Source organism: Planctomicrobium stercoris, from assembly GCF_051465655.1.
Classification (GTDB): domain Bacteria; phylum Planctomycetota; class Planctomycetia; order Planctomycetales; family Planctomycetaceae; genus Planctomicrobium.
Genome location: NZ_CP195791.1, coordinates 2,769,354 through 2,790,303, shown reverse-complemented (window position 1 = coordinate 2,790,303; position 20,950 = coordinate 2,769,354). Strand labels below are relative to the sequence as shown.

The following is a 20,950-nucleotide window of genomic DNA, read 5'->3' as shown; positions in this document are numbered from 1 at the left end:
TCACACGTGATTCGCCGCACATTTCACGCGTGCGGCTCAGCACAATCCGCATTGATGTGCTCTCACGGAAATGAGAGAGAAATCCTGCCTTGCTGACGACCATCTTCGATGGACTCCCGTCGGCAATCCAGACAGACCAGCTCACAGGAGGTCGCATGTATTCGCTGAGAATTCCCGGACATCTGCAGGGATTGACCGCAGACCCCGATCCGACAGGGACCAAAGAGGAAATCGCACGCAAGCTGCTGTTCCCGGACCCTGAGAAGGATGTGCATGGCATCCGAAAACTGCCCCGGGACGCGGATTGCATTCTGGAAGAAACGGAAACGATTCAGAAAGGAAAAGTCGCCCGGCAGGAAGTTCATCAGGTCGGACGCTGGACCATTGGCCAGCTGATCCCACAGGGAACGTTGAACGACCTGTTTTCGTAATCGTCAGTTCTTCCGCACGAACGTCCCGCGAGGCTTGCCGCCGTATGGGTCTGCGGGCGCACTCCCGAGTTATGCCAGGACATCCGTGACAACTTTTCCATGCACGTCCGTCAGGCGGAAATCGCGGCCTGCGTAGCGGTAGGTCAGCCGTTCATGGTCGAGGCCCAGGCAGTGCAGGATCGTCGCCTGGAGATCGTGCACGTGGACGGGATTTTCCGTGATGTGAAACCCGAAATCGTCCGTCTGGCCGTACTGGATCCCAGGTTTGATTCCGCCTCCCGCCAGCCACATCGTGTAGGCCTGAGGATGGTGGTCGCGCCCCTGTGATCTTCCCAGCGAAGGGTTGGTTTCCACCATCGGGGTGCGGCCGAACTCGCCTCCCCAGATGACCAGTGTTTCGTCGAGCAGGCCGCGCTGTTTCAGGTCCTTGACCAGCGCCGCTGATGCCTGATCGGTGGCCGCGCAATTCGACTTCGTCGAACCTTCCACATCGCTGTGAGCGTCCCAACCTTCGTGGAACAGCGAAACGAATCGCACTCCCCGTTCCACCATGCGTCTTGCGAGCAGGCACGAGCGGGCGAACGACGGTACTGCCGGATCGCAGCCATACATCTCCAGCGTTTCCTTCGATTCCGATGAAAGGTCTGTCAGCTCTGGAGCGCTCGTCTGCAGCTGCGACGCCATTTCAAACGAGGCAATTCGCGTCGAGATTTCCGCATCGCCGACCGCAGCCAGTCGGCGTGAGTTCATCCTGTTAATGAAATCAAAGGTCTCCCGCTGCAGCTCGTCGGAGACACCCGGGGGACTGGCCACGTTCAGAATCGGCGGTCCGGAACTGCGGAACCGTGTGCCGGTATAGATCGTCGGCAGAAACCCGCTGGACCACAGGGCACTCCCTCCGGAGAGACCGGACCCTGTACTCATCACGATGTACGCCGGGAGATTCTGCGTTTCGGCCCCGAGGCCATAGAGTGTCCAGGCACCGATGGTCGGGCGGCCGGGCTGTGAGAACCCGGTGTTGAAGAAGATCTGTGCGGGAGCGTGATTGAACTGGTCCGTTGTCACACTGCGGATCAGGCAGATGTCATCGACAACTCCAGCCAGATGGGGCAGGGCGGAAGAGAGTTCTGCTCCCGACTCTCCATGTGTAGCGAACGGGAATCGGCCCCCCATCACTGCCGCATCCGGACGAATAAAAGCATAACGCTGATTGCCGATGATCGATGGGGGGAGCGGTTTCCCTTCCAGCCGTGACAGCTCCGGTTTCGGGGTGAACAGCTCCAATTGACTGGGGGCTCCCGCCATGAAGAGTTGGATTGCCGCCTTGGCCTTCCCGGGAAAATGAGACGGTCGAACCGCGAGCGGGCCTTCGCTCGTTTCTGCACGGGCCGACAAGGGCGTCGCATTCGCCAGCAATCCCGCCAACGCCATCTTCCCTAGACCAATTCCGCAGTCCTGAAGGAAATACCGACGGGCGATGTTCGTGGGGGCAGGCATAGTGGAGTTCCGTGAAAGGTGAACCGGTTCGGCGGGAAGGGGCGGGGGAGGGGATCAGTTCCGTGTCACAGCTTCATCCAGGCTGAGAAGGGCACGAGCCAATGCGACCCAGGCTGCGAGCTGGGGGGCGTCTTCTCCGGCTGAGCCCGAAAAGGTTTCTGCCTCGGCTTGATGATCGGCGAACTCGGTACGCTGCTGAGCCACGAACGAGACCAGATCATCCAGTTCGGCCGGTTCCGCAGGACGAGTCATCACCAGTCGAAACAGCCGTTCGGCTTTTGCACGATCATCACCAGTCAACTTCACAGCCTTCTGAGCCAGCGCCCGGCTCGCTTCAATGAACATCAGGTCATTTAATAACGTCAGGCCCTGAAGTGCCGTATTCGAAACATCCCGCTGAGCCAGGCATGCCTCGCCACTGGGAGCATCAAAAGTGGAATACATGGCAAACGGAGCAGTTCGTTTGAGGAACGTATACAGGCTCCGTCGATAGCGGTCTTCACCGGTGCTGGCCTCCCACTTCGGCCTGCCGTAGGTTGCTTCAGAGATTCCTTCCGGCTGCGGAGGCTTCACCGGCGGACCACCCACCCGAAGCGACAACAGGCCGCTCGCACTCAATGCGGTGTCCCGGATCATTTCTGCCTCAAGTCGGAAGCGGGGACCGCGAGACAACCACAGATTCGCAGCGTCACGCTCGCGGGATTCCGGAGTCACGACGGAGGATTGCCGATAGGTGCGGCTGGTGACAATCAATCTGTGCAGCTGTTTCATGTTCCAACCGCTCTCCATGAACTCGACGGCCAGCCAGTCGAGCAGTTCCGGGTGGGTCGGAGGTTCTCCCTGAAACCCGAAGTCCTGCACCGTCGAGACAAGCCCCCGTCCGAACAACGCGGCCCATTGCCGATTCACGACCACACGGGCTGTCAATGGATTGTCTCGGGCGACCAGCCACTTTGCGAACGTGAGACGGTTTAAAGGAGTCCCCTCGGGAACGGAATTCAGAAACGCCAGGGTGACTGGCGGGACCTGTTCCTTGGGCTGCAGATACTCTCCGCGGTGATGCAGGTAGGTGGGGCGGGGGTTTCCAGCGGGCCTTTCCTGAAAGACCAGAGTTGTCAGCATCGGCGAGGGTGCCATCAGGCGACGAATTTCCCCAGCCGACTTCGAAAGTTCCTGAGCCTGAAGGAAGAACGCCTGCCGCAATTTCGACATCTCTTCCTCGGAGAGGACTTCCTGAGCCAGAAGCTGAGTCGCTTCGGGAGTGAGATCGAGAGCGACCGGATCGGGAGACGTCGTCACGGAGAGTCTGAATTTCCCCAGCGATGCTGCGAAATGCCGGCCAAAATTCAGTTCGATGGAAATGTCGTCCAGATCCGTTGGGGAAGGGAGAGTGAAGATGGCGGTCAACGATGTTCCCTGGCGCCCGTCGACACTCCATCCCGTCTGAAGGTCACCATCAATCGCTGTCGGCATGCCAGCGGAGTTCGGTCCGAACTGGTTTCCGCCGTAGCTGAAGGAGGCTCCCTTGAAGGGAATGTTCATCCCTTGCTGCTGAAGGCGAATCTCCGTGAGAAAGAAATCTCCCTTGTTCCCTTCGTAGTAAGTCATCCCGGGCCCGCCGCCGGGCAGACGGACGTCCGGGAGTGCTTCGAGCCGGATGGCTGTGACCCCTTTCACTCCGCATTGGGCATTGATGACATACTGATCCTGCTTGGTGATATCGCCCGTGACAAAGATGACGCCATCTCCTTCATCGGTCAGGAGTGGCAGGTTCGACGTCAACTTGACTGGCTGCAATGTGGTCCACGTGGCGGCGCGGGCTTTCTCCCGGGCGTACCACTCCTGAAAGGCTGCTTCGGCAGCCTCACGTGGGGACGGTGCTGCTTCAGCTGCTTCGGCAGTCTTCACGGGCCACTGATCCGGCAGTCCCTTCAGAAGCTCCTGGGCACGCGCCGCCCGTTCAACTGAGTCATCGTGTTGAGCTTTTTCCGGAAGAGGAAGTTCGACTTCGTCCGCATTGTTAAGCAATGCCATCATCCCGAAGTACTCCCGGTGGGAAATCGGGTCGTATTTATGGTCATGGCACTGGGCACATCCTGTCGTGAGTCCCAGCCACGTGATGCCGGTGGTTGCCACACGGTCGGCCATTGCGTAATACCGATACTCCAGCGGGTCGATGCCCCCTTCCTCGTTGAGCATCGTATTTCGATGAAACCCGGTGGCGATGCGGTCTGCCTGAGTCGCCTCCGGCAGCAGGTCTCCCGCGATCTGCCGAATCGTAAACTGATCGAACGGCATATTTGCGTTGAGTGCCTGCACGACCCAGTCTCGATAGGGCCAGATCGTCCGCGCACGGTCTTTCTCGTACCCGTTCGTGTCCGCATAGCGGGCCAGATCAAGCCACTTCCTTGCCCAGCGCTCTCCGTAGGCGGGGCTCTCCAGCAGACGGTCGACCAGCTTTTCATAAGCGGCCGGGTCGGTGTCCTGGATGAACGCATCCGCTTCTTCCGGAGTGGGAGGAAGTCCGGTCAGATCCAGAGAAACACGGCGGATCAAGGTGTATCGGTCCGCTTCCGGTGACGGAGTCAGGCCGACTTCCACCTGCCGCTGCCTGATGAAACGGTCAATGGGATGCGGAGACCAGTCATCCCCTTGCGGAGACGGGACGTCCGGACGCTGGGGTGGGATATAGGCCCAGTGCGGTTCCCAGGGCGCTCCCTGCTCAACCCATTTCCGCAGGATCTCTTTCTCGCGCGGAGTGAGGTCCTTCTTCGCCGATGGGGGTGGCATCCGTTCATCGTCATCGTCGCTGAGAACTCTACGCAGCGCAGCACTTTGTTCCGGATGTTTCGCGACGAAGGGATGCTCTCCATTGTGTTCCGAGAAGAGTCCTTCCCGGGTGTCGAGCCGCAGCCCCGCTTCCCGGGTCCCGGGGTCGAAGCCATGACACTTGAAGCACCGCCCGGAGAGGATCGGCCGGACATCGCGACTGAAACTGACTGGGCCGTCATCCGCTTTGACCAGCGACTGTGTCAGCAGGACGGTGACGAGAATCAGAATCCAGTTCTTTGAAGCACGGTTCGTCATCTTGATCGAATCTCTTCATCGCAAATTACGTCGACATTTCCACGCTGCGTGAGACTTTTCAGGAGTCTAACATTCATTCATGGAACGACTGGGCTACTGAACCAGACTGAGCCCGAGTGCGAAACTCATCCGATTCGACCTGAGATTGTCCGTATCTGATGCCACTCCAGTCAACATACCTGCACTGCAATATATCGAGACCAGGGCTACTTATCGACGATCATTCGCAGTCATTGACCGTCGTCCCACGATTGTGGTGTCGCGCAACGTTAAAGGGGACGTGAAGTGCCGAGAGACAAAACGCTGCATCACTGCAAACGTTTGGCCTACTGGACGGAATCGCCGTTGAAGACGATTCTTGACCGCTGCTCATCTTCGTCGATCAGTATCGGGGAACCTCGGGATCAATCCGCAGAGACCACGCGTCAATCCCTCCCGCCATGCTTTGCGTTTTCGAAAACCCCTGATTGCGAAGCCAGTTCGCCACCCGCAGGCTGCGACCGCCGTGATGGCAGTGCACGACGATCCGGGCATCGCGGGAAGATTCCAGCTCATCGACCCGGCTCTGCATCTCGCTCATCGGCAGAAGCACCGCACCTTCAATCCTGGCAACGTCATATTCATCCTGTTCCCGGCAGTCCAGAAACAGGAATTGCTCGCCGTCCGCCTGCAGACTGCGGACAGTTTCGCAGTCGACTTCAATGGGAAGATCTGAAGTAGTCATGATGAACCTGATCTCAGGGGATTTCTAGGACGGATACGGTTCCGGGGGCAATCAACACGGCATCAGAACGACCAGCTGCCGGAATTCGATGACACACACAAACGGATTAAGCGGGTTCCACATCAAACGGACTGCTCTTTGGCATCCACAGGCACAGCTTGATCCCCAGTTCATACAGAAAGATGAGTGGAATCATCATCAGCAGCATGCTCATCGGGTCGGCCGGTGTCAGGATACTTGAAAGGATTGCGATCACCAGAATCGCCATGCGGCGCTGTTCACGGTAAACGCTGGCCTGAAAAATGTTGATCCGCTCCAGAAACAGCATCGCCAGCGGCAGTTGAAAACTGATCCCGAACATCAGCGGCAGGACCACCGCAAAGCTGATCCATTCGGACAGCCGGATCTGCGGAGTAATCTTCAGGGCGGAGTTGAACCCGAGGAGGAAGTTCAGCACGAACGGAAACACCGCGTAGTAGCAGAACAGGGCTCCTGTCAGGAAGAGGACCAGACTCATCGATCCGTAGACGTACACGTACTTCCGCTCATGGTGGTAAAGTCCCGCAGCGACAAACTGCCAGATCTGATAGAAGATCCACGGGCTGGAAAGGATCACCGCTGCCACGAGGGAGACTTTCAAGTAGGTCATGAAGGCTTCCTGCACGTTGAGCGTCACGGCCTGCCGTGTCAGTTCGACCGTCGCCTGAAACTGTGCAAACTCGGGGGCATGCAGAGTCAGGTTGACCATTCGAGGTGCGGACGCCTTGGCTTTTGCCTCTGGATTTTTCTGTGGTGCAGGAAATCTCTCCGGATCGCTGGTGTGCAGTGCCTGCGCGAGTTCGTCCACTCCCACCCGCACCACGATCGAATCAGGATGAGACTTGTGCGGTTCGACCCCGGCCGCAACATCGGTTTCACGTGCCAGATCCTGCTTCAGCTGCTTTTCGGCCGCTTTCTGCTCAGCTTTGGTCCCGGTGAAGAGTTCAATGAACGTATTGATGCCCATGTCTTCGCGAAACTTGTCCCAGCCCTGTTTCATCTCCTTGGTATCGTCCTGAACGTCAATTTCCGCGTGCCGCTGAAGCGCCCGGTCAATCGGGCGGCGGATGAAATTGACGATCTTTTCGCCCTGGTACAGGCAGATCACCGCAGCGATCACCAGCCCGAAGATGGCCCGGATGAGATGCACACGCAGTGCTTCGAGATGCTCCCCGAAGGACATCGTGGAGTCGTCAAACAAGTCTTTTGTCGGCTTCTTCATCAAGAAAATCCGCGGATACCTGAAAATTGCGAACGCTGCCGGCTCCTATGCCACCGGCAGCAACGGTATCCACCCGATTCGCCCGCAGCGGCAGGCGGTGTGAGCAGCTCAGCGAACTATCATAGAACGCCCCCGGAGGAGTTGCAACGAGAGAAGACAACCCGCCGGGGACCCCAATCTGAGTCATGAGCTGGCTTCATAACCCTTTGTGATCGCGATTCGGGAGGGCGAAGCTCCTGCTGAGCCGCATAAAAGACCACGCGTTCACCGGTTTGAGGCTCGGCAGGAGCCTCGCCCTCCCAGTGATGAAACCGCCTCATGAAAGTCGCGGAGGCAATGAGCCCCGGAGTCTTTTACGCCAGGATTTCCCGGATCACGTGACCTTCCACGTTGGTCAGCCTGCGCTGAATCCCGTTGTGCTCGTAGGTCAGCTGTTCGTGATTGAGCCCCAGCAGATGCAGGATTGTGGCGTTGAGGTCGTACAGGGGATGGACGTCTTCGACCGCTTTCTTGCCGAGATCATCCGTGCGACCGTGACTGACCCCCGGCTTGACTCCCGCCCCCGTCATCCAGCATGTAAAGCCGTCCGGGTTATGGTCTCGTCCAAAGGCCCCTTTCTGGAACATCGGCATGCGGCCGAATTCCGTACACCAGACCACCAGTGTCTCTTCTAGCAGGCCACGCTGCTTCAAGTCCCGAATCAGACCGGCGACTGGCTGATCCATGATCATCGCATGCCGGTCATACTGCTGTTTGATCTGACCATGGCCATCCCAGTTCAGTTCACCCCCGCTGGCATAGGCCCCATTGAACAGCTGAACAAACCGCACCCCTTCTTCAATCAGCTTCCGGGCGAGAATACAGTTCTTGGCGAACGCCGCTTTCAGCGGATTGGTCGTATCGTCGGCCCCATAAAGTCGGAGAATATGTTCTGGCTCTTTTGTGAAATCAATGACGTCCGGCACGCTCAACTGCATCCGGGCCGCTAGCTCATAACTGGCGATCCGAGCCAGAAACTGATCATCTCCGGGATGCTGCTGTGCGTGCCGCTGGTTCATGCGCTGGAGAGCTGCCCGGACAGCAAGATCCGAGCCAGGCGAAACCCCCGGGGGCAGAAGGTTCTTCACCGGGTCCTTGGCACCGAGCACTGTTCCCTGAAATGCTGCAGGCAGAAATCCCGGCCCCCAGTTGTTGGACCCGTTTTGCGGAACACCACGAGGATCGAGAATGGAAATGAAGGCAGGCAGGTTCTGATTTTCGCTCCCCAGGGCATAGCTGACCCAGGCTCCGATACTCGGAAAGCCGTCCAGAACGAATCCGGTGGAAAGAAAGTTCTCAGCGGGTCCGTGCGTGTTACTCGAACTGGTGAGCGAGTGGATGAAGGCAATGTCGTCGGTTAACTGAGCCAGATGAGGGACGAGATCCGAGATCATCTTCCCGGTTTCGCCATGCGGGCGGAATTCATACTGCGGTCGAGCCAGATTCCCGGCTGGGCCCTGAAAGGTGACCGCAGGCCCCCCTTCCAGCGGTAGACCGTCCATGCGAATCAGCTCTGGTTTGTAGTCCCAGGTTTCCAGCTGACTGACAGCTCCCGCACAGAAGACCACGATGACATTCTTCGCCTTCGCCGGATGATGAGTCGACCGGGGCGCATAGGGTTTTGCCGGGTCGATGACCGGTTGTTGGGAGGCGAGCAGCCCCTTCTGATTCAACAGATCCAGAAGAGCGATCGAACCAAGTGCAGACCCGGCATGGGCAAGAAAATCACGTCGGTGAAGCATGACTTGAACCTTTGCGACAATGAAGTCGGTCACCAGAGCACGAAGCACGAGTGAGTGCATCTTTAATGCGGACGAAGCGAATGCACGCGCTCGCGCTGTGAGTTCTGAAAAGTAAAACGGAAGCTTCAGGGCATAAACAGAAATTCGTTGCTGTTGAACAGAACGCGACAGTTCATCGCCATTCCATGTTCACTCGCGATGACCCGGGCATCCGCGAGTTCCTCTTCTGTCGGATTGCGACCCAGAATCAGTTGCCAGATGCGGATGATCTGCTGCTCGGCGTCGCCCCCCGCCTCCTGACGGACACGCTCTGCCAGGGCATTCGATTCATCCAGCACGAACTGGCTGTTGAAGAGATTGAGTGCCTGCAGTGGAGTGGTCGATTCTGAACGTCGGGCCATACTCTGGCCTCCATCAGGACGATCAAACGCACCGAAGACAGGGTCCCGTTCACGGCGCACATTGTGGGCGTAGATCATGCGGCGATGTCCTTCCTGATCAAACCGCTCCACCGGGATGAATCCGCTCAGTCCTCCTCGAAGATTGAACAGATCGAAACCGGGCCCCCCCATCTTCAGATTCAATCGCCCGCTGCAGGCGAGAATGGAATCCCGAATCGTTTCCGCATCATGCCGCCGCAACGGATACCGCCACAGCAACCGGACACTCGCGTCCTCAGCGGCAGCTTCCGGATTGAACTTCGAAGACTGCCGATAGGTTGCGGAAAGCACGATCAGCCGGTGCATCTGCTTCACAGACCATCCGTCCTGGACGAATCTGGCTCCCAGCCAGTTGAGCAGTTCCGGATGGGACGGGGCCATGCCCGATCTTCCGAAATCGCTGGCCGTTTCCACGAGTCCGGTTCCGAAGTGCCCCTGCCAGATTCGATTGGCCATGACGCGAGCAGTGAACAGGTTATCGGGACTCGCGATCCAGTCGGCCAGAATCCTGCGTCGTTCCTGTTCAGCGGTCTCCATCGGAAGTTTCACTGAACTGAACGCACTCAGGATGGCGGGGGGAGTGACATCTTTGGGCTGTTCGGGATCGCCTCGGGTGAGAAGTCGAATCTCGTCGGGATTGCGGAAAGTGCCACAGAACGCGAGTTGTCTAGCCTGCAATCGAGCGATCTTGTCAGTCAGTTGGATCTGCTGATCGAGGACCTCTTTGAAACGGGCATCTGCCTCCAGTTCCGCCCCATAGGGCGAGAGCGCTGGATCCTGGTCGGCAGTATAGGGAGATCGATCTGTTTCATCGGACACCGTGATCCAGTTCCCCTGGGCGTCGGCCACCTGAATTCGGTATGTCGTTGCCAGCCGGTCTTTGTATTGAGACGTCCTGTCCCGACCCCAGTTGACCCTCTCGATCACCTGTTCCTGAGGAAACTCCAGCTCGATCCAGCCTTTACCTGGTTCATTCGACATCCAGCTGTGAGTGTTTCCGACCTGACCATCGTTGACATGTCTGAGTTCATGGACGCCGACAACGGTGGTGTCCCCCGAAGACTTCACCTGCGTCCCGAACTCAGCCAGGGCCACGTTCATGCCTTCAGTGTTGATCACTTCCAGTTCATCGAGACACGGTTCCAGGGTGTTGGTCGACAGAATTTCGAAACGCAGTCGTTTCGTAGAAACCGGTGCAAATCGATCCGTGTTGATGCGGGCATTCACTGCAGGACGGTGCTGGTCTGCCGATGCGAGCGGAATGAATGCCGTGAGCTGACGCTCCAGTTCCAGAAGACGGGTTCGCAGGCCGGCAACTTCCTGAGTGACCTCTGCTGAGACGGAAGCTCCAATCTCGCGGTCGGCGTATTCCACACCAGCGACAAACGCCTGCATCGAATAGTAATCGTGATGCGAAATTGGATCGAACTTGTGATCGTGACACCGCGCGCAGCCGATGCTCAGCCCCAGAAACGTCTGTCCGATGTTGGTGACAATCTCATTGATGGAATCCTGTCGGGCCAGCCGCTTCGAGGGTTCATCCGCGCCAATCTGTCCGGGCAGCAGTACCGAGGCTGTGATCAGAAATCCCGTTGCAGCATCCTTGCCGAAGGCATCTCCCACAATCTGTTCACGCACAAACTGATCATATGGCGTATCGTTGTTGAATGATTCAATGACATAGTCGCGATAGGGCCAGGCATTAGGCCGTTCGGTGTTGACTTCGAAGCCATGAGTGTCCGCATATCGGACGACATCCAGCCAGTGCTGCGCCCAGCGTTCGCCGTATCGTGGAGATTGCAGAAGCCGTTCAACAACGTTCTCGTACGCTTTGTCTGCGGTGTTCGGATCCTGCAATTCCCGCTGAAAGTTGAGAGATTCTTCCGGAGTGGGCGGGAGGCCGGTGAGATCAAACGTCACGCGTCGCAACCAGATCCGGGAGGACGCTTCATCAGCGGGCTGAAATTCCGACTCTTCAAGCTTCGCCAGAATGAATCGATCAATGTCGTTTCGGCACCACGATTCATTCCGGACATGCGGAGGAGGAGAAACCTCGGGCTTGCGAAAGGACCAGTGATCGAGCTTGTCAACGAGCGTTGCGGTATCGACTCCGTCGGGCCAGACCGCCCCGTCGTTCACCCATTCCGTGAGAGTGCGAATTTCTGCTTCGGAGAGTCGTCCCTCGGGGGGCATCTGCAAGTCGGCATCGGGATCCGAAACGAACTGGATAAAGACGCTTTCCTGAGCGTTGCCAGGAACGATTCCCGGACCGTAGGCGTCGCCTCCCTTGAATGCTTCGGATTTGATATCCAGTCGGAGACTGCTCTTCTGCTTCTCGGGCCCATGGCAGGCATAGCAATGCTTCTGCAGGATCGGGCGAACATCATGAACAAAATCGACAGCCTGCGCGAGTGATTGCAGGCTGGCGAATGTTCCGACAGTCAGGAGGAAAGTTCTCGCAGCGTTCAGCATTCCAGCATCCGGGCTTCGTCAGCAAGTGTTGATGCGTCTCTCTTTGAATTTCCGCTTTGAGCGGCTAATTCACGGGAAATGTCTGACTTTTGACCCTGAATTTTCCGAATCGCGTCGATTCAAGAAGACACTGCTGCAAAACGATGCCGACTGCAGCGACATTTCATCCGAAGCAACGAAGAAGCGAGTTGCCTTGATATAAAAACGGCTCGACTTTTTCCGGCAAGATCAGCGATACGGGTTACCGGCATCAAAGAGGGACTGGATCTCCGCATCGGACATCGCTCGTCCCAGTAAGACCAGCTCATCGATTCTGCCGCTCAAGCGCCGATCGACGTTGTTCCAGTTTCCGATCTGAGCCGGCCCAAGTACGGCGGGGTAGCAATCCAGCTGCAGTACTTCAGTGTCGAACTTTCCGTCCAGAAAGAAGCGGACCGTTCTTTTGTCGGAATCGTAAACAGTGGCCAGATGAACCCAGCGACCATCGCTGCTGGGAACAGGCGTCACAGAATCTGGATAAAATTCCTTGCTGGGGCTTCCCTGGGGCAGGGTGTTCCCCGCTAATGCCAGTCGCATGGTGCGAAGCCGGGTGACCATCCAGTGAACCTGCCCGAAATTCGTCGTTTCATACCAGCCGTCGGTATGGAGCAGCGATTGATACGGTTCTCCGAACCGGTCGAGTCGCACCCACGCCGCCAGCGTGAGCTGTGGCCAGTGCTGGCCTTCACCGACGTGCAGCTTGATATGATCGCCGATGTTCATGAACTCTGGCGCACGAGAACCGGGCCAGCGTCCCTGGACCATGTTAAACTGCCCGGGCAGATCAAACGTTCCCTCGAAGTCCAGCAGAGCAATCAGGCTGGGGTCCGACCGCAATTTTTCCAGGGCAGAGCTGGACTGCACCGGCTGTCCTGCCTTGATGGCTGCGTGCAAAGCAGCCACTTCATCCGGACGAATAAATGCCGCTGATCTGAGATCCCGTGGAGCCCCGGCTCCTGCCTGCAGGCGGAATGCATCTCCATCATACAGGTTCTTCCGCTTTCCTCCCGCGGACGACTGCGCGATGACTTCACCTTGAAAGACATGCACCTCGGACTCCCCACTGACCGGCACATCGACACCGAACTTCGTCCCGAGGTCGACTGCTTCCCCCGTGGGAGTCACCACGGTGAAACGCTTTGCGGAAGGGGGAACATCCGCGGCGATACGACCTCGCTCCAGATGCAGACGCTGAGCAGACTCGAAACGAAACCGGGCAGGGGCCTCAATCACCAGATGCGCCCCGCGTGAAGTTACGAGTTCTAGGACACCGGTGTCGATTTCCTGCCAGCCTTGCCTCAACTCGGAGACATGGTCCATCGATTCCACGCCGGTCGAACTTTTGACCGTTGCAAATGCCTGCGGTTCCAGAGTAAGAGAAAGTATTGCGCCCGACACCAGCACGCAGCAAAGGGTGGCCACGATAATCCAGTTCCGAGCCGAAGAACGCCTGCCGAATGCGAGCCTGCGAACGGATGGCTTCCGGGAAATCTCCGAGCCCGCGACGATTGCCGTGAGTCCCGAATTCAGATTCATCATCTCAATGAATTCTGCCCGCCGATGCGGATCATCCCGCAGCAGGGAATTCAAATGGTCCATCTGCGCAGGTGAGATACGGCCTTCCACATAAGCCTGAACGATTTCACGAAATTCAAAGGGGTGATTCATGAGAGTGCCTCACGCGCCAGTTCGCGTTGGATGCAATTGAGAAGCAGCTGCCGCATCCGGTAGAGCCATTGATAAAACCCCGGAACAGTTCGCCCGCTGGAGAGGGCGACTTCCTGAATGACCGCATCCGGCTGATAGGCGCGGGCCAGGAGTTCCCGGTCGCTGATGGCCACCTTCTGGAAGCAGTGTTCGAGCAGTTCCCGCTGCCGCTGGAGTTGCGGATCAACCCGCTCAGCATCTTCTGCAACCAGCTCCATCACATCATTCGCAAGCATCAGTTTATCGCGCTTCTGATCGCGCATCCACGAGAGAACTTTAAATTTGGCGATTCCATAGGCCCAGGTTCGAAAGTCTCCATCCAGTCGAAAGTCATCGAACCGGTTCCAAAGGACGATCGCCACTTCCTGCAGAATGTCATCCGCATCCGACTGCGACGGAACCAGCCGCCTCACATATGCTCGGATCGCCGGCTCGTTCGTGGTGAACTGCCGCAGGAATAATTCGTTTCGCGAGCTGTTCTGCTCGCGGCTCTCCGGTGTGGACCGCATTGCGATTAACAATCTCCAAATTCGGAAAGTGTCAGTGCTGTGGCCCGGTGACTGACGAAAGGTTTTTCGGTCGGTGCGGCAGATCCCTTTGAAGTGGTCGAAATCAGAAGCATGGGCCCCTCGTCATTGACTCACCTCGAGGCCCAGACTTTCAGGCTGTGCGTCGTTCTTCGTCATGGGACGGGAAGCAGGAGCCTCGTCCACCGGAGGAGGAGCGATGCTGGCGTAAAGGTCTGCCGGCCAGGCTCCGATGCGTTCGAACCCTTCGGGCAATGGTTGCTTGAACTGCAGGTACGCGGTGTTCTTCCCAGACAGTTTGATGCTGGCAGCTTCCCCATGCGGTCCGGGAGTGAAAATGCTGTAGCCTGCCAGCTGACAGTCCGTCAGTTCGACCAGCAGACGTCCAGCGGGAGCATGATTTTCAGTGCAGAGAATCCCGGTGGACCTTCCACCCATTTCAGGCTGGGTGAAGTTCAGCACGATCAGTTTGCAATTCATCATCTTGACGTGCGTCTGACTCCCCGCATAGGAGAGGGCCAGAGCGTTGTCCGGATGCACCAGCGTGCAGTCGTCAAAGACGGCGTGCGGGTGTTCGGGCATGGCATCCTTCTCCGATCCCCCCACCAGGACGGCAGCAGTGTCGCCGACGAAATCCAGCGCCAGGAAATAGCACCGACGGAACACGCTCGGTTCTTCCGGCCGCACTTTCGGGTAAACGATCCCGCCGCCGAAAGCACGCCCGGTTCCGACACAGTCTTCCACAAGTACGGTAAAGCCTTCGCCGCTGTGATCCGTCAGATCCCAGAAGAAACCGGCATCGGTCCCGCAGGCATACAGCCGATGCAGCGACCAGCGATCCCAGACGATGCTGGAAAATGTTTCCTGATTGTTGCCGACCGGCCAGTGTTTGTCAGAAGCGCGGATCGTGCTCCACCAGTCCCAGCTTTTGAACCCGGCTTGCGGATCCCCCCCATCCAGAACCGCCCAGCCCTGTGCTCCGGAGCCCAGTGAGCCATCGTAATCACAGATCAGCGCGTTGTAGGCCCCTGCAGCCCCTTTCTGCATGGGAGCCAGATTCGCTTCTGCGTAATGATCCGGACGCACAATGACCTTGTGGCCTCCCTGATCATCCGGCACGGCGTTCATGCCAGCCTGAATCGTTTTGAATGCGGTCTTCCAGGTTTTCCCGTCAGTCCCGTCACCCAGCCTGGAGACATAGATCGTCTGTCCGACGCGTCCGGAGTAGTCGGCAGCGGCAGGATCGGGTGAGCCAGCACCGGCCTGCTGGACGAGCCAGCCACTCGACAGGCTGAGCAGCGCGAAGACGTGCGACAGGAGTTTGCGGTTGGTTTTGATGGGAGTAGGCATGCCGAACAATGACTCCTCGGAGTGAAATCGATTTCAGAAGTGGGTCGCGGGGCCGGAGAAGACTTCAGTTCCGGCAAGCATTCTGAATCGAAGGGGCAGGGGAGACTCGGTCTCAGAGGTCAGTCTGAAACAAGGTCACTACACTCCTGAAGTTTATCTTATTGTCATACAAATGAAAATGAATTCTGAAATGGAAAGTCAGCTCATTTGGAGTTGCCATGGGTCTGGATCGCAATGTCGAACTTCTCGGTCTTACCGGGAGTTAAATTGACGGTCAGGTCGCTCTTTTTGACATCCGAGTACTTCCCGTAGGATTTTGGAGCGCCGGGAATCGGCACACTCATTGTCATTCCATGAGCGTCCTGCACGGTTTTGCTTGAAACGGGACGGACAACCGCCACGAACTCTCCGGGAGCAACCTGTGAGACGGCGGAAGGCTTGTATTCATAACGCCCCCCCTCGCCGACGACCGTCGTAAAAGTATTGGATTCATCCGATCGACTGAAGAAGCTGATCGTCGTACCGGGAGTGGCGTTCTGGGAATCGATCAACACTGTTCCCGAAACTCCGCTGATGCTCGGCTGAGCTGACTCCCCGCATCCAGCCAGCAGGACGCCGCAGACACCCAGCCAGTTGAGACAACGCAGATGTTGCATGGAAAATCATCCTGTCATCAATCGAGTCAATGTGTCTAATGTGGATTGAGTTTCTTCGCCGCGAAGTTCGCAAAGAGCTGAGCTTTCGATTCATCGCGCCTCAACAGCAGAGGAATGATGAATCAGATCTCTCAAGTCTCTTTAATCCTTTGCGCCCTTCGCGTCTTCGCGGTAAACTTCCCGCGCGTGCCCCATGAGGTACAAGCCGGATGAGGGGGCGACCATTGCCAGTGATCAAGCCTTTCGTGGATGGCCCCCTCACCCGAATCATCTGCGTTCACAAACGGCGTGGAGAATGTACTCGCTCACGCTTCGTGCTCTGACGGATACTTCTGATTCAGAAGCGATTCTGACCTGTTAGTACTCGCCGACGACAGTTCCGTCATCGCGAATGGCCAGCTGCTTGAGCGTGTCCAGATTGATGTTATTGGAAATGAAGGCGACGTGTCCGTCCCCTGCCAGCACCATCACCCCGCCGGTGTGATCGGAGATCAGCGGGTTGTTCGCGCCTTGGTTGGCACTGATGCCATCACGGTCGTAATTCTTGGTGTTGGGTGCGTAACGAATCGTTGTGAGGTTCCAGAAGCGGGAGTGCAGTCCTCCAGTGGGAATGCGACTTCCGTCATTTGTCCCCATCAATCATCCATGATATCCCCCACCGGCACTCATCGGGACTTGCGTCCCTTTGATCGCAGGAGAGGTATATGAAGTGTTCGTCGTGAACATGGTCGATCCCAGTTCGCCAACAACGATCACATTACTAAGCCCATCTGTTGCACTTCTGAAAGAAATCGAAGTGTTTGGAACCAACATGCCGCCCGAAGAAACGAATCCCGCACCCTCAGGAGCACCAGTATCTGGACAGCAGTCGCAACATGGGTCGAGTCGTGTTTCTGTAAATGCCGCTGTCGCCAACACAGCGCCAGCAATGCCTGTATAGGTCGATTTGGAGTCTTGCGGAGATGCTTGTGATCCTTTGGCCTCGCCAGCGAAAGACGGACAGACAAGCGACGGAATAACCTTTCCATTCATGACCGGCCAGTTCACATAGTATCCACTGTGAGGAGTGTTTAGGTCCAGTTGATTATACAAGGAGGCTTGTTCGAGGTACGGAAGCAGCCCAGCGATCCATGACGGGCCGAATGATCCAGCTTCGCCAAATCTCGCTCCAATCGGAAACGTCGAATACACGTCATGGTAGTTATGCAGTGCCAATCCGACTTGCTTCAGGTTGTTTCTGCACTGGGATCGGCGAGCCGCTTCTCGAGCCTGCTGCACCGCTGGCAACAGCAGGGCGATCAACACCGCGATGATCGCAATCACCACCAGTAGCTCAATCAGGGTAAACGCCGCACGATGAGTGCGTTTCAGTGTGCGCAGCATGAAGGACTCCACCGAGAGAGTTGAGAAAATGAAATTGAAGCCGAATAGAAATTTCGCGACCTGAGAACTTCTGGCGTTATGCCCTCTGTCATTCAGGTGCGAATCGAACTCAGAAGCGAAGGGTCAACCGGACTTCCGAAAGATGCGGTGGAATCGGTGTCGCCACAGACAGAACAGTGTCTGCTGATATGCTCCTTTAGGAGAAATTTCCTCGAGCCATCCGCGTTTAACGAAAATTCGTGAAAAATTTTCTTGAACCACGGAATTGACGGAAAGCACGGAAAACTAGAAGTAGGGAACTCAACCGCGAATCAAGCGAATGTCGCGAATCGAAGACCAGATTTCCCCCCCTTGAAAGGACCTCGCCTGCGGAAACATCTCTGAAAAACGCCCTGCATTGAGATTCGCCGTATTCGTCTGATTCGCGGTTAAACTCCTTTTTCCGTGCCTTCCGTCTCTTCCGTGGTTCCTCTTCTCCCCCAATTGATCGCCGGCGAAACGAACTCGTCGGCTGTCTTTCTCTACAGCGTTTTCCTTCGCCTGAAGTCCGATCAAACATTTCCGTTGCGAACAGTCGAAGCGGACGGGGTCGCCAGCTACAATCTCCCTTTCGAACGGTCCGGCCGGTCCAGACTTCCTGGAATCCGCTGACATTGCGCGCGTTCGTCATCAGTTTCCGGAGAGGTTTTTCATCGTGATTATCGTTTTGAAGCCCAACTACACCGAAGAGCAGCTGCAGCACATCTTCGAGCAACTGGAGGGCATGGGGTTCCGGCATGAGTTGAGCCGGGGAGTCAAGCGGACCTTGATTGGCGTGATTGGCGAAGAGGATCAGCTGCGGAACGCTCCACTGCGGGCGATCGCTGGAGTGGAAGACGTCATGTCGGTTCTCAAGCCATTCAAACTGGCCAGCCGGGAATTTCAGGAAGAGGATTCCGTCTTCGATCTGGGGTTTGGCGTCAAAGTCGGGGGTGGCAACCTGATCATGATCGCCGGACCCTGTGCGATTGAAGGGGAAGAGATCCTCATGGAAATCGCCAAGTCGGTCAAAGCGGCCGGGGCGAACGTCCTCCGCGGGGGTGCGTTCAAGCCCCGCACCAGCCCCTACAGCTTTCAAGGTCTGGGAGAAGAAGGGCTCCGCATGCTGCGGGCGGTCGGCGACGAACTCAACATGCCGGTCGTGACCGAAGTGATGGATCCCCGTCAGGTCGAACTGATTGACCGTTATACCGACATGTTCCAGATCGGTGCCCGGAACATGCAGAACTTCAACCTGCTGGCGGAACTCGGACAGACCAAGCATCCCGTGCTGCTCAAACGCGGGATGAGCGCCAGCGTTCAGGACCTGCTGATGTCGGCAGAATACATTCTGGCCAACGGCAACAAGGAAGTGATTCTTTGTGAACGCGGAGTCCGCAGCTTCGACTCCTCCACGCGGAACCTGCTGGACATGGCCTGCGTTCCGAACGTGCACGGCCTGTCACATCTGCCGATCATTGTCGACCCCAGCCACGCGACCGGTCGACCGGACCTGATTCCAAGTATGGCGCTGGCGGCGGTGGCTGCTGGAGCGGATGGTGTCCATATTGAGGTTCACAGCTGTCCGGAGAAAGCGATGAGCGATGGTCCTCAGGCGCTCCTGCCCAACCAGTATGCGGAACTGTTCGAACAGATGCGGGCCCTGGCCAAGGTGATGGGGAAAGAAATTCCTGTGACCAAACCGGCGCGAGCGGCTGCAGCGACCGCCTGATGCATCCGGTGCCGCTGTGAATTGGCGACGACGTTGACGGGCACCATCGTCCATCAACGGACCACTCAGCAGAGGTCACGCGGCATCGATCCTGATCAACAAGAACTTTTCATCAATGCCAAGCAGGGGGAACCCATGAAGAGTCTGAGTTTGAAGTGGCTGGCCGCAGGCTGGCTGGCTGTTGTGATGACATCACTGACGGTGGCGAATGCGGCAGTCCGCACGCCGGCAGTCTTCGGATCCGGGATGGTGCTGCAGCGAGACATGCCAGTTCCCGTCTGGGGATGGGGCGAACCCGGTGAGGAGGTCACCGTGACGTTCCGCGACCAGAGCCAGTCCACGAAAACAGATGCGGACGGCAAGTGGATTGTCAAACTCGCGCCGCTCTCCGTCGGGGAACCGGCCGACCTGACGGTCAAAGGCCAGAACACGCTCACCTTCAAAGACGTACTCGTCGGTGAAGTCTGGATCTGCAGCGGTCAGTCGAACATGCAGTGGAGTGTGAATTCCAGCCTCGATCCCGATCTGGAAAAAGCAGCAGCCAATCATCCGCAGATTCGCCTGTTCGCCGTTCCGCTGACCACGGCCGACACGCCTCAGGAAGATGTCATCGCCAGCTGGCAGCCATGCAATCCACAGACACTCGGCAACTTCACGGCGGTCGGTTACTACTTCGGTCGTCAGCTCTACGAAACCCTGCATGTGCCGGTCGGAATCATTCAGACCGCCTGGGGCGGAACCCGCGCGGAAGCATGGACCAGCCCGGAAATGATGGCCAAGAGTGCCAACCTCGCTCCGATTCAGGAAAGCTGGAACGAGCGATTGGCGGCCCCCGCAAACGCCGCTGCCACCGCTGAGTATGAACCGAAGTGGAAGAAGTGGCAGGAAGACTGGAAGGCTGCGCGCATCAAGGGCGAACCCGCACCAGGGCGCCCCGGACATCCCCAGAACACTCGCTGGTCCGAACATCATCCCAGCACTCTGTATAATGCCATGGTGGCCCCGCTGGCACCATACGCCATTCGCGGAGCAATCTGGTATCAGGGAGAATCCAACGCCGGACGGGCGTACCAGTATCGCGAACTGATGCCGGCCATGATTCAGAGCTGGCGGGACGCCTGGGGACAGGGAGACTTCCCGTTCTATCAGGTGCAGCTCGCCAACTTTTTTGAGAGCAAGGACCAGCCTGCCGAAAGTGCCTGGGCCGAACTTCGTGAAGCTCAGCACATGGCTGCCAAGGCGCTTCCGAATGTCGACGCTGCCTGCATCATCGACGCCGGAGCCGCCAAGGACATTCATCCCAAGGACAAGCAGGTTGTCGGAAAGCGACTGGCCCGGCTCGCGCTGGTGGATGTGTATCAGGTCCCCGGAATCATCCGACAGGGCCCCACCTTCGAAAGCGTCCAGTTCGATGGCAATAAGGCCATCGTGAAATTCGACACTCACGGCAGCAAGCTGATCAGCTACTACGGCGAACCCCTCAAAGGTTTCGCGCTGGCAGGCGAAGACAAAAACTTTGTCTGGGGCGAAGCGAAGATCACTGGCCCGGACACTGTCGAAATCGTCGCAGCCGGGATCGAGAAGCCCGCCTCGGTGCGCTACAACTGGGCGGATAACCCGAAGGGAACTCTGTACAGCGAGGCGTATCTGCCGGCCTACCCGTTCCGTTCCGACAGCTGGGACGGCGTGACCGTCAAGAATGTCCGTGCTGAATAGTTGAGTCCGCACGTCGCTGTGACACCGGGCATTCGTGTTCGTGTCACAGACGAGACCAGATCGAAAAAGCCTGCAGTTTTGCAGGCTTTTTCTCGTTTCTCCACGTGCCTCTTCGCAATTCTGCCAGCG

Annotated in this window: 13 protein-coding genes and 1 pseudogene; 3 read left to right on the top strand and 11 right to left on the bottom strand. The window is 57.4% G+C overall.

Features of this window, described 5'->3' with window-relative positions; genetic code table 11:
* Positions 1 to 89 precede the first annotated feature (89 nt).
* On the top strand, positions 90 to 431 hold the full coding sequence (locus SH661x_RS11395; protein WP_437231037.1) for a hypothetical protein: 342 nt from the start codon (positions 90 to 92) through the stop codon (positions 429 to 431).
* Between the two features lie 69 nt (positions 432 to 500).
* On the opposite strand, the gene SH661x_RS11390 is transcribed toward SH661x_RS11395, so the two are convergent.
* The 11 genes and pseudogenes from SH661x_RS11390 to SH661x_RS11340 form a co-directional block, all read right to left on the bottom strand.
* A complete protein-coding gene (locus tag SH661x_RS11390) occupies positions 501 to 1,928 on the bottom strand; it encodes a DUF1501 domain-containing protein (RefSeq protein ID WP_437231036.1) in 1,428 nt (475 codons plus the stop codon).
* A 54-nt stretch (positions 1,929 to 1,982) separates the two neighbouring features.
* Positions 1,983 to 5,015: a PSD1 and planctomycete cytochrome C domain-containing protein gene (locus tag SH661x_RS11385; protein WP_437231035.1), complete on the bottom strand. Its 3,033-nt coding sequence runs from the start codon at positions 5,013 to 5,015 to the stop codon at positions 1,983 to 1,985.
* Between the two features lie 382 nt (positions 5,016 to 5,397).
* Positions 5,398 to 5,739, bottom strand: coding sequence for a rhodanese-like domain-containing protein (locus tag SH661x_RS11380; RefSeq protein WP_437231034.1), 342 nt, complete (start codon positions 5,737 to 5,739; stop codon positions 5,398 to 5,400).
* Between the two features lie 106 nt (positions 5,740 to 5,845).
* The gene (gene tatC / locus SH661x_RS11375) at positions 5,846 to 7,000 is read right to left on the bottom strand and encodes a twin-arginine translocase subunit TatC (protein WP_437231033.1); all 1,155 of its coding nucleotides are present in this window, start codon (positions 6,998 to 7,000) and stop codon (positions 5,846 to 5,848) included.
* A gap of 353 nt (positions 7,001 to 7,353) precedes the next feature.
* Complete coding sequence (locus SH661x_RS11370; protein ID WP_437231032.1) at positions 7,354 to 8,841, bottom strand: DUF1501 domain-containing protein; 1,488 nt, start codon at positions 8,839 to 8,841, stop codon at positions 7,354 to 7,356.
* Between the two features lie 65 nt (positions 8,842 to 8,906).
* Positions 8,907 to 11,693, bottom strand: a complete 2,787-nt coding sequence (locus SH661x_RS11365; RefSeq protein WP_437231031.1) for a PSD1 and planctomycete cytochrome C domain-containing protein — start codon at positions 11,691 to 11,693, stop codon at positions 8,907 to 8,909.
* 228 nt (positions 11,694 to 11,921) lie between these two features.
* On the bottom strand, positions 11,922 to 13,400 hold the full coding sequence (locus tag SH661x_RS11360; RefSeq protein WP_437231030.1) for a LamG-like jellyroll fold domain-containing protein: 1,479 nt from the start codon (positions 13,398 to 13,400) through the stop codon (positions 11,922 to 11,924).
* Positions 13,397 to 13,948, bottom strand: a complete 552-nt coding sequence (locus tag SH661x_RS11355; RefSeq protein WP_437231029.1) for a sigma-70 family RNA polymerase sigma factor — start codon at positions 13,946 to 13,948, stop codon at positions 13,397 to 13,399. Before SH661x_RS11355 ends, SH661x_RS11360 begins: the two co-directional genes overlap by 4 nt.
* Before the next feature lie 123 nt (positions 13,949 to 14,071).
* The gene (locus SH661x_RS11350; protein WP_437231028.1) at positions 14,072 to 15,316 is read right to left on the bottom strand and encodes a hypothetical protein; all 1,245 of its coding nucleotides are present in this window, start codon (positions 15,314 to 15,316) and stop codon (positions 14,072 to 14,074) included.
* A 203-nt stretch (positions 15,317 to 15,519) separates the two neighbouring features.
* Positions 15,520 to 15,972 carry a hypothetical protein gene (locus SH661x_RS11345; protein WP_437231027.1) on the bottom strand — a complete coding sequence of 151 codons (453 nt, stop codon included), beginning with the start codon at positions 15,970 to 15,972 and terminating at the stop codon, positions 15,520 to 15,522.
* Between the two features lie 357 nt (positions 15,973 to 16,329).
* A pseudogene (locus SH661x_RS11340) lies at positions 16,330 to 17,355 on the bottom strand (DUF1559 family PulG-like putative transporter).
* A gap of 694 nt (positions 17,356 to 18,049) precedes the next feature.
* On the opposite strand from SH661x_RS11340, the gene aroF reads away from it, so the two are divergent.
* Positions 18,050 to 19,105 carry a 3-deoxy-7-phosphoheptulonate synthase gene (gene aroF / locus SH661x_RS11335; protein WP_437231025.1) on the top strand — a complete coding sequence of 352 codons (1,056 nt, stop codon included), beginning with the start codon at positions 18,050 to 18,052 and terminating at the stop codon, positions 19,103 to 19,105.
* A gap of 135 nt (positions 19,106 to 19,240) precedes the next feature.
* Entirely contained in the window at positions 19,241 to 20,821 is a 1,581-nt protein-coding gene (locus tag SH661x_RS11330; protein WP_437231023.1) for a sialate O-acetylesterase, read from the top strand.
* The last annotated feature ends 129 nt before the right edge of the window (positions 20,822 to 20,950 follow it).

Bases quoted from the DNA above. Each gene is read 5' to 3' on its own strand.
- SH661x_RS11365 (WP_437231031.1), bottom strand. From the start codon at position 11,693: ATGCTGAACGCTGCGAGAACTTTCCTCCTGACTGTCGGAACATTCGCC.
- SH661x_RS11345 (WP_437231027.1), bottom strand. From the start codon at position 15,972: ATGCAACATCTGCGTTGTCTCAACTGGCTGGGTGTCTGCGGCGTCCTG.
- SH661x_RS11385 (WP_437231035.1), bottom strand. From the start codon at position 5,015: ATGACGAACCGTGCTTCAAAGAACTGGATTCTGATTCTCGTCACCGTC.
- SH661x_RS11380 (WP_437231034.1), bottom strand. From the start codon at position 5,739: ATGACTACTTCAGATCTTCCCATTGAAGTCGACTGCGAAACTGTCCGC.
- SH661x_RS11360 (WP_437231030.1), bottom strand. From the start codon at position 13,400: ATGAATCACCCCTTTGAATTTCGTGAAATCGTTCAGGCTTATGTGGAA.
- SH661x_RS11330 (WP_437231023.1), top strand. From the start codon at position 19,241: ATGAAGAGTCTGAGTTTGAAGTGGCTGGCCGCAGGCTGGCTGGCTGTT.
- SH661x_RS11355 (WP_437231029.1), bottom strand. From the start codon at position 13,948: ATGCGGTCCACACCGGAGAGCCGCGAGCAGAACAGCTCGCGAAACGAA.
- tatC (WP_437231033.1), bottom strand. From the start codon at position 7,000: ATGAAGAAGCCGACAAAAGACTTGTTTGACGACTCCACGATGTCCTTC.
- SH661x_RS11370 (WP_437231032.1), bottom strand. From the start codon at position 8,841: ATGCACTCACTCGTGCTTCGTGCTCTGGTGACCGACTTCATTGTCGCA.
- SH661x_RS11350 (WP_437231028.1), bottom strand. From the start codon at position 15,316: ATGCCTACTCCCATCAAAACCAACCGCAAACTCCTGTCGCACGTCTTC.
- SH661x_RS11390 (WP_437231036.1), bottom strand. From the start codon at position 1,928: ATGCCTGCCCCCACGAACATCGCCCGTCGGTATTTCCTTCAGGACTGC.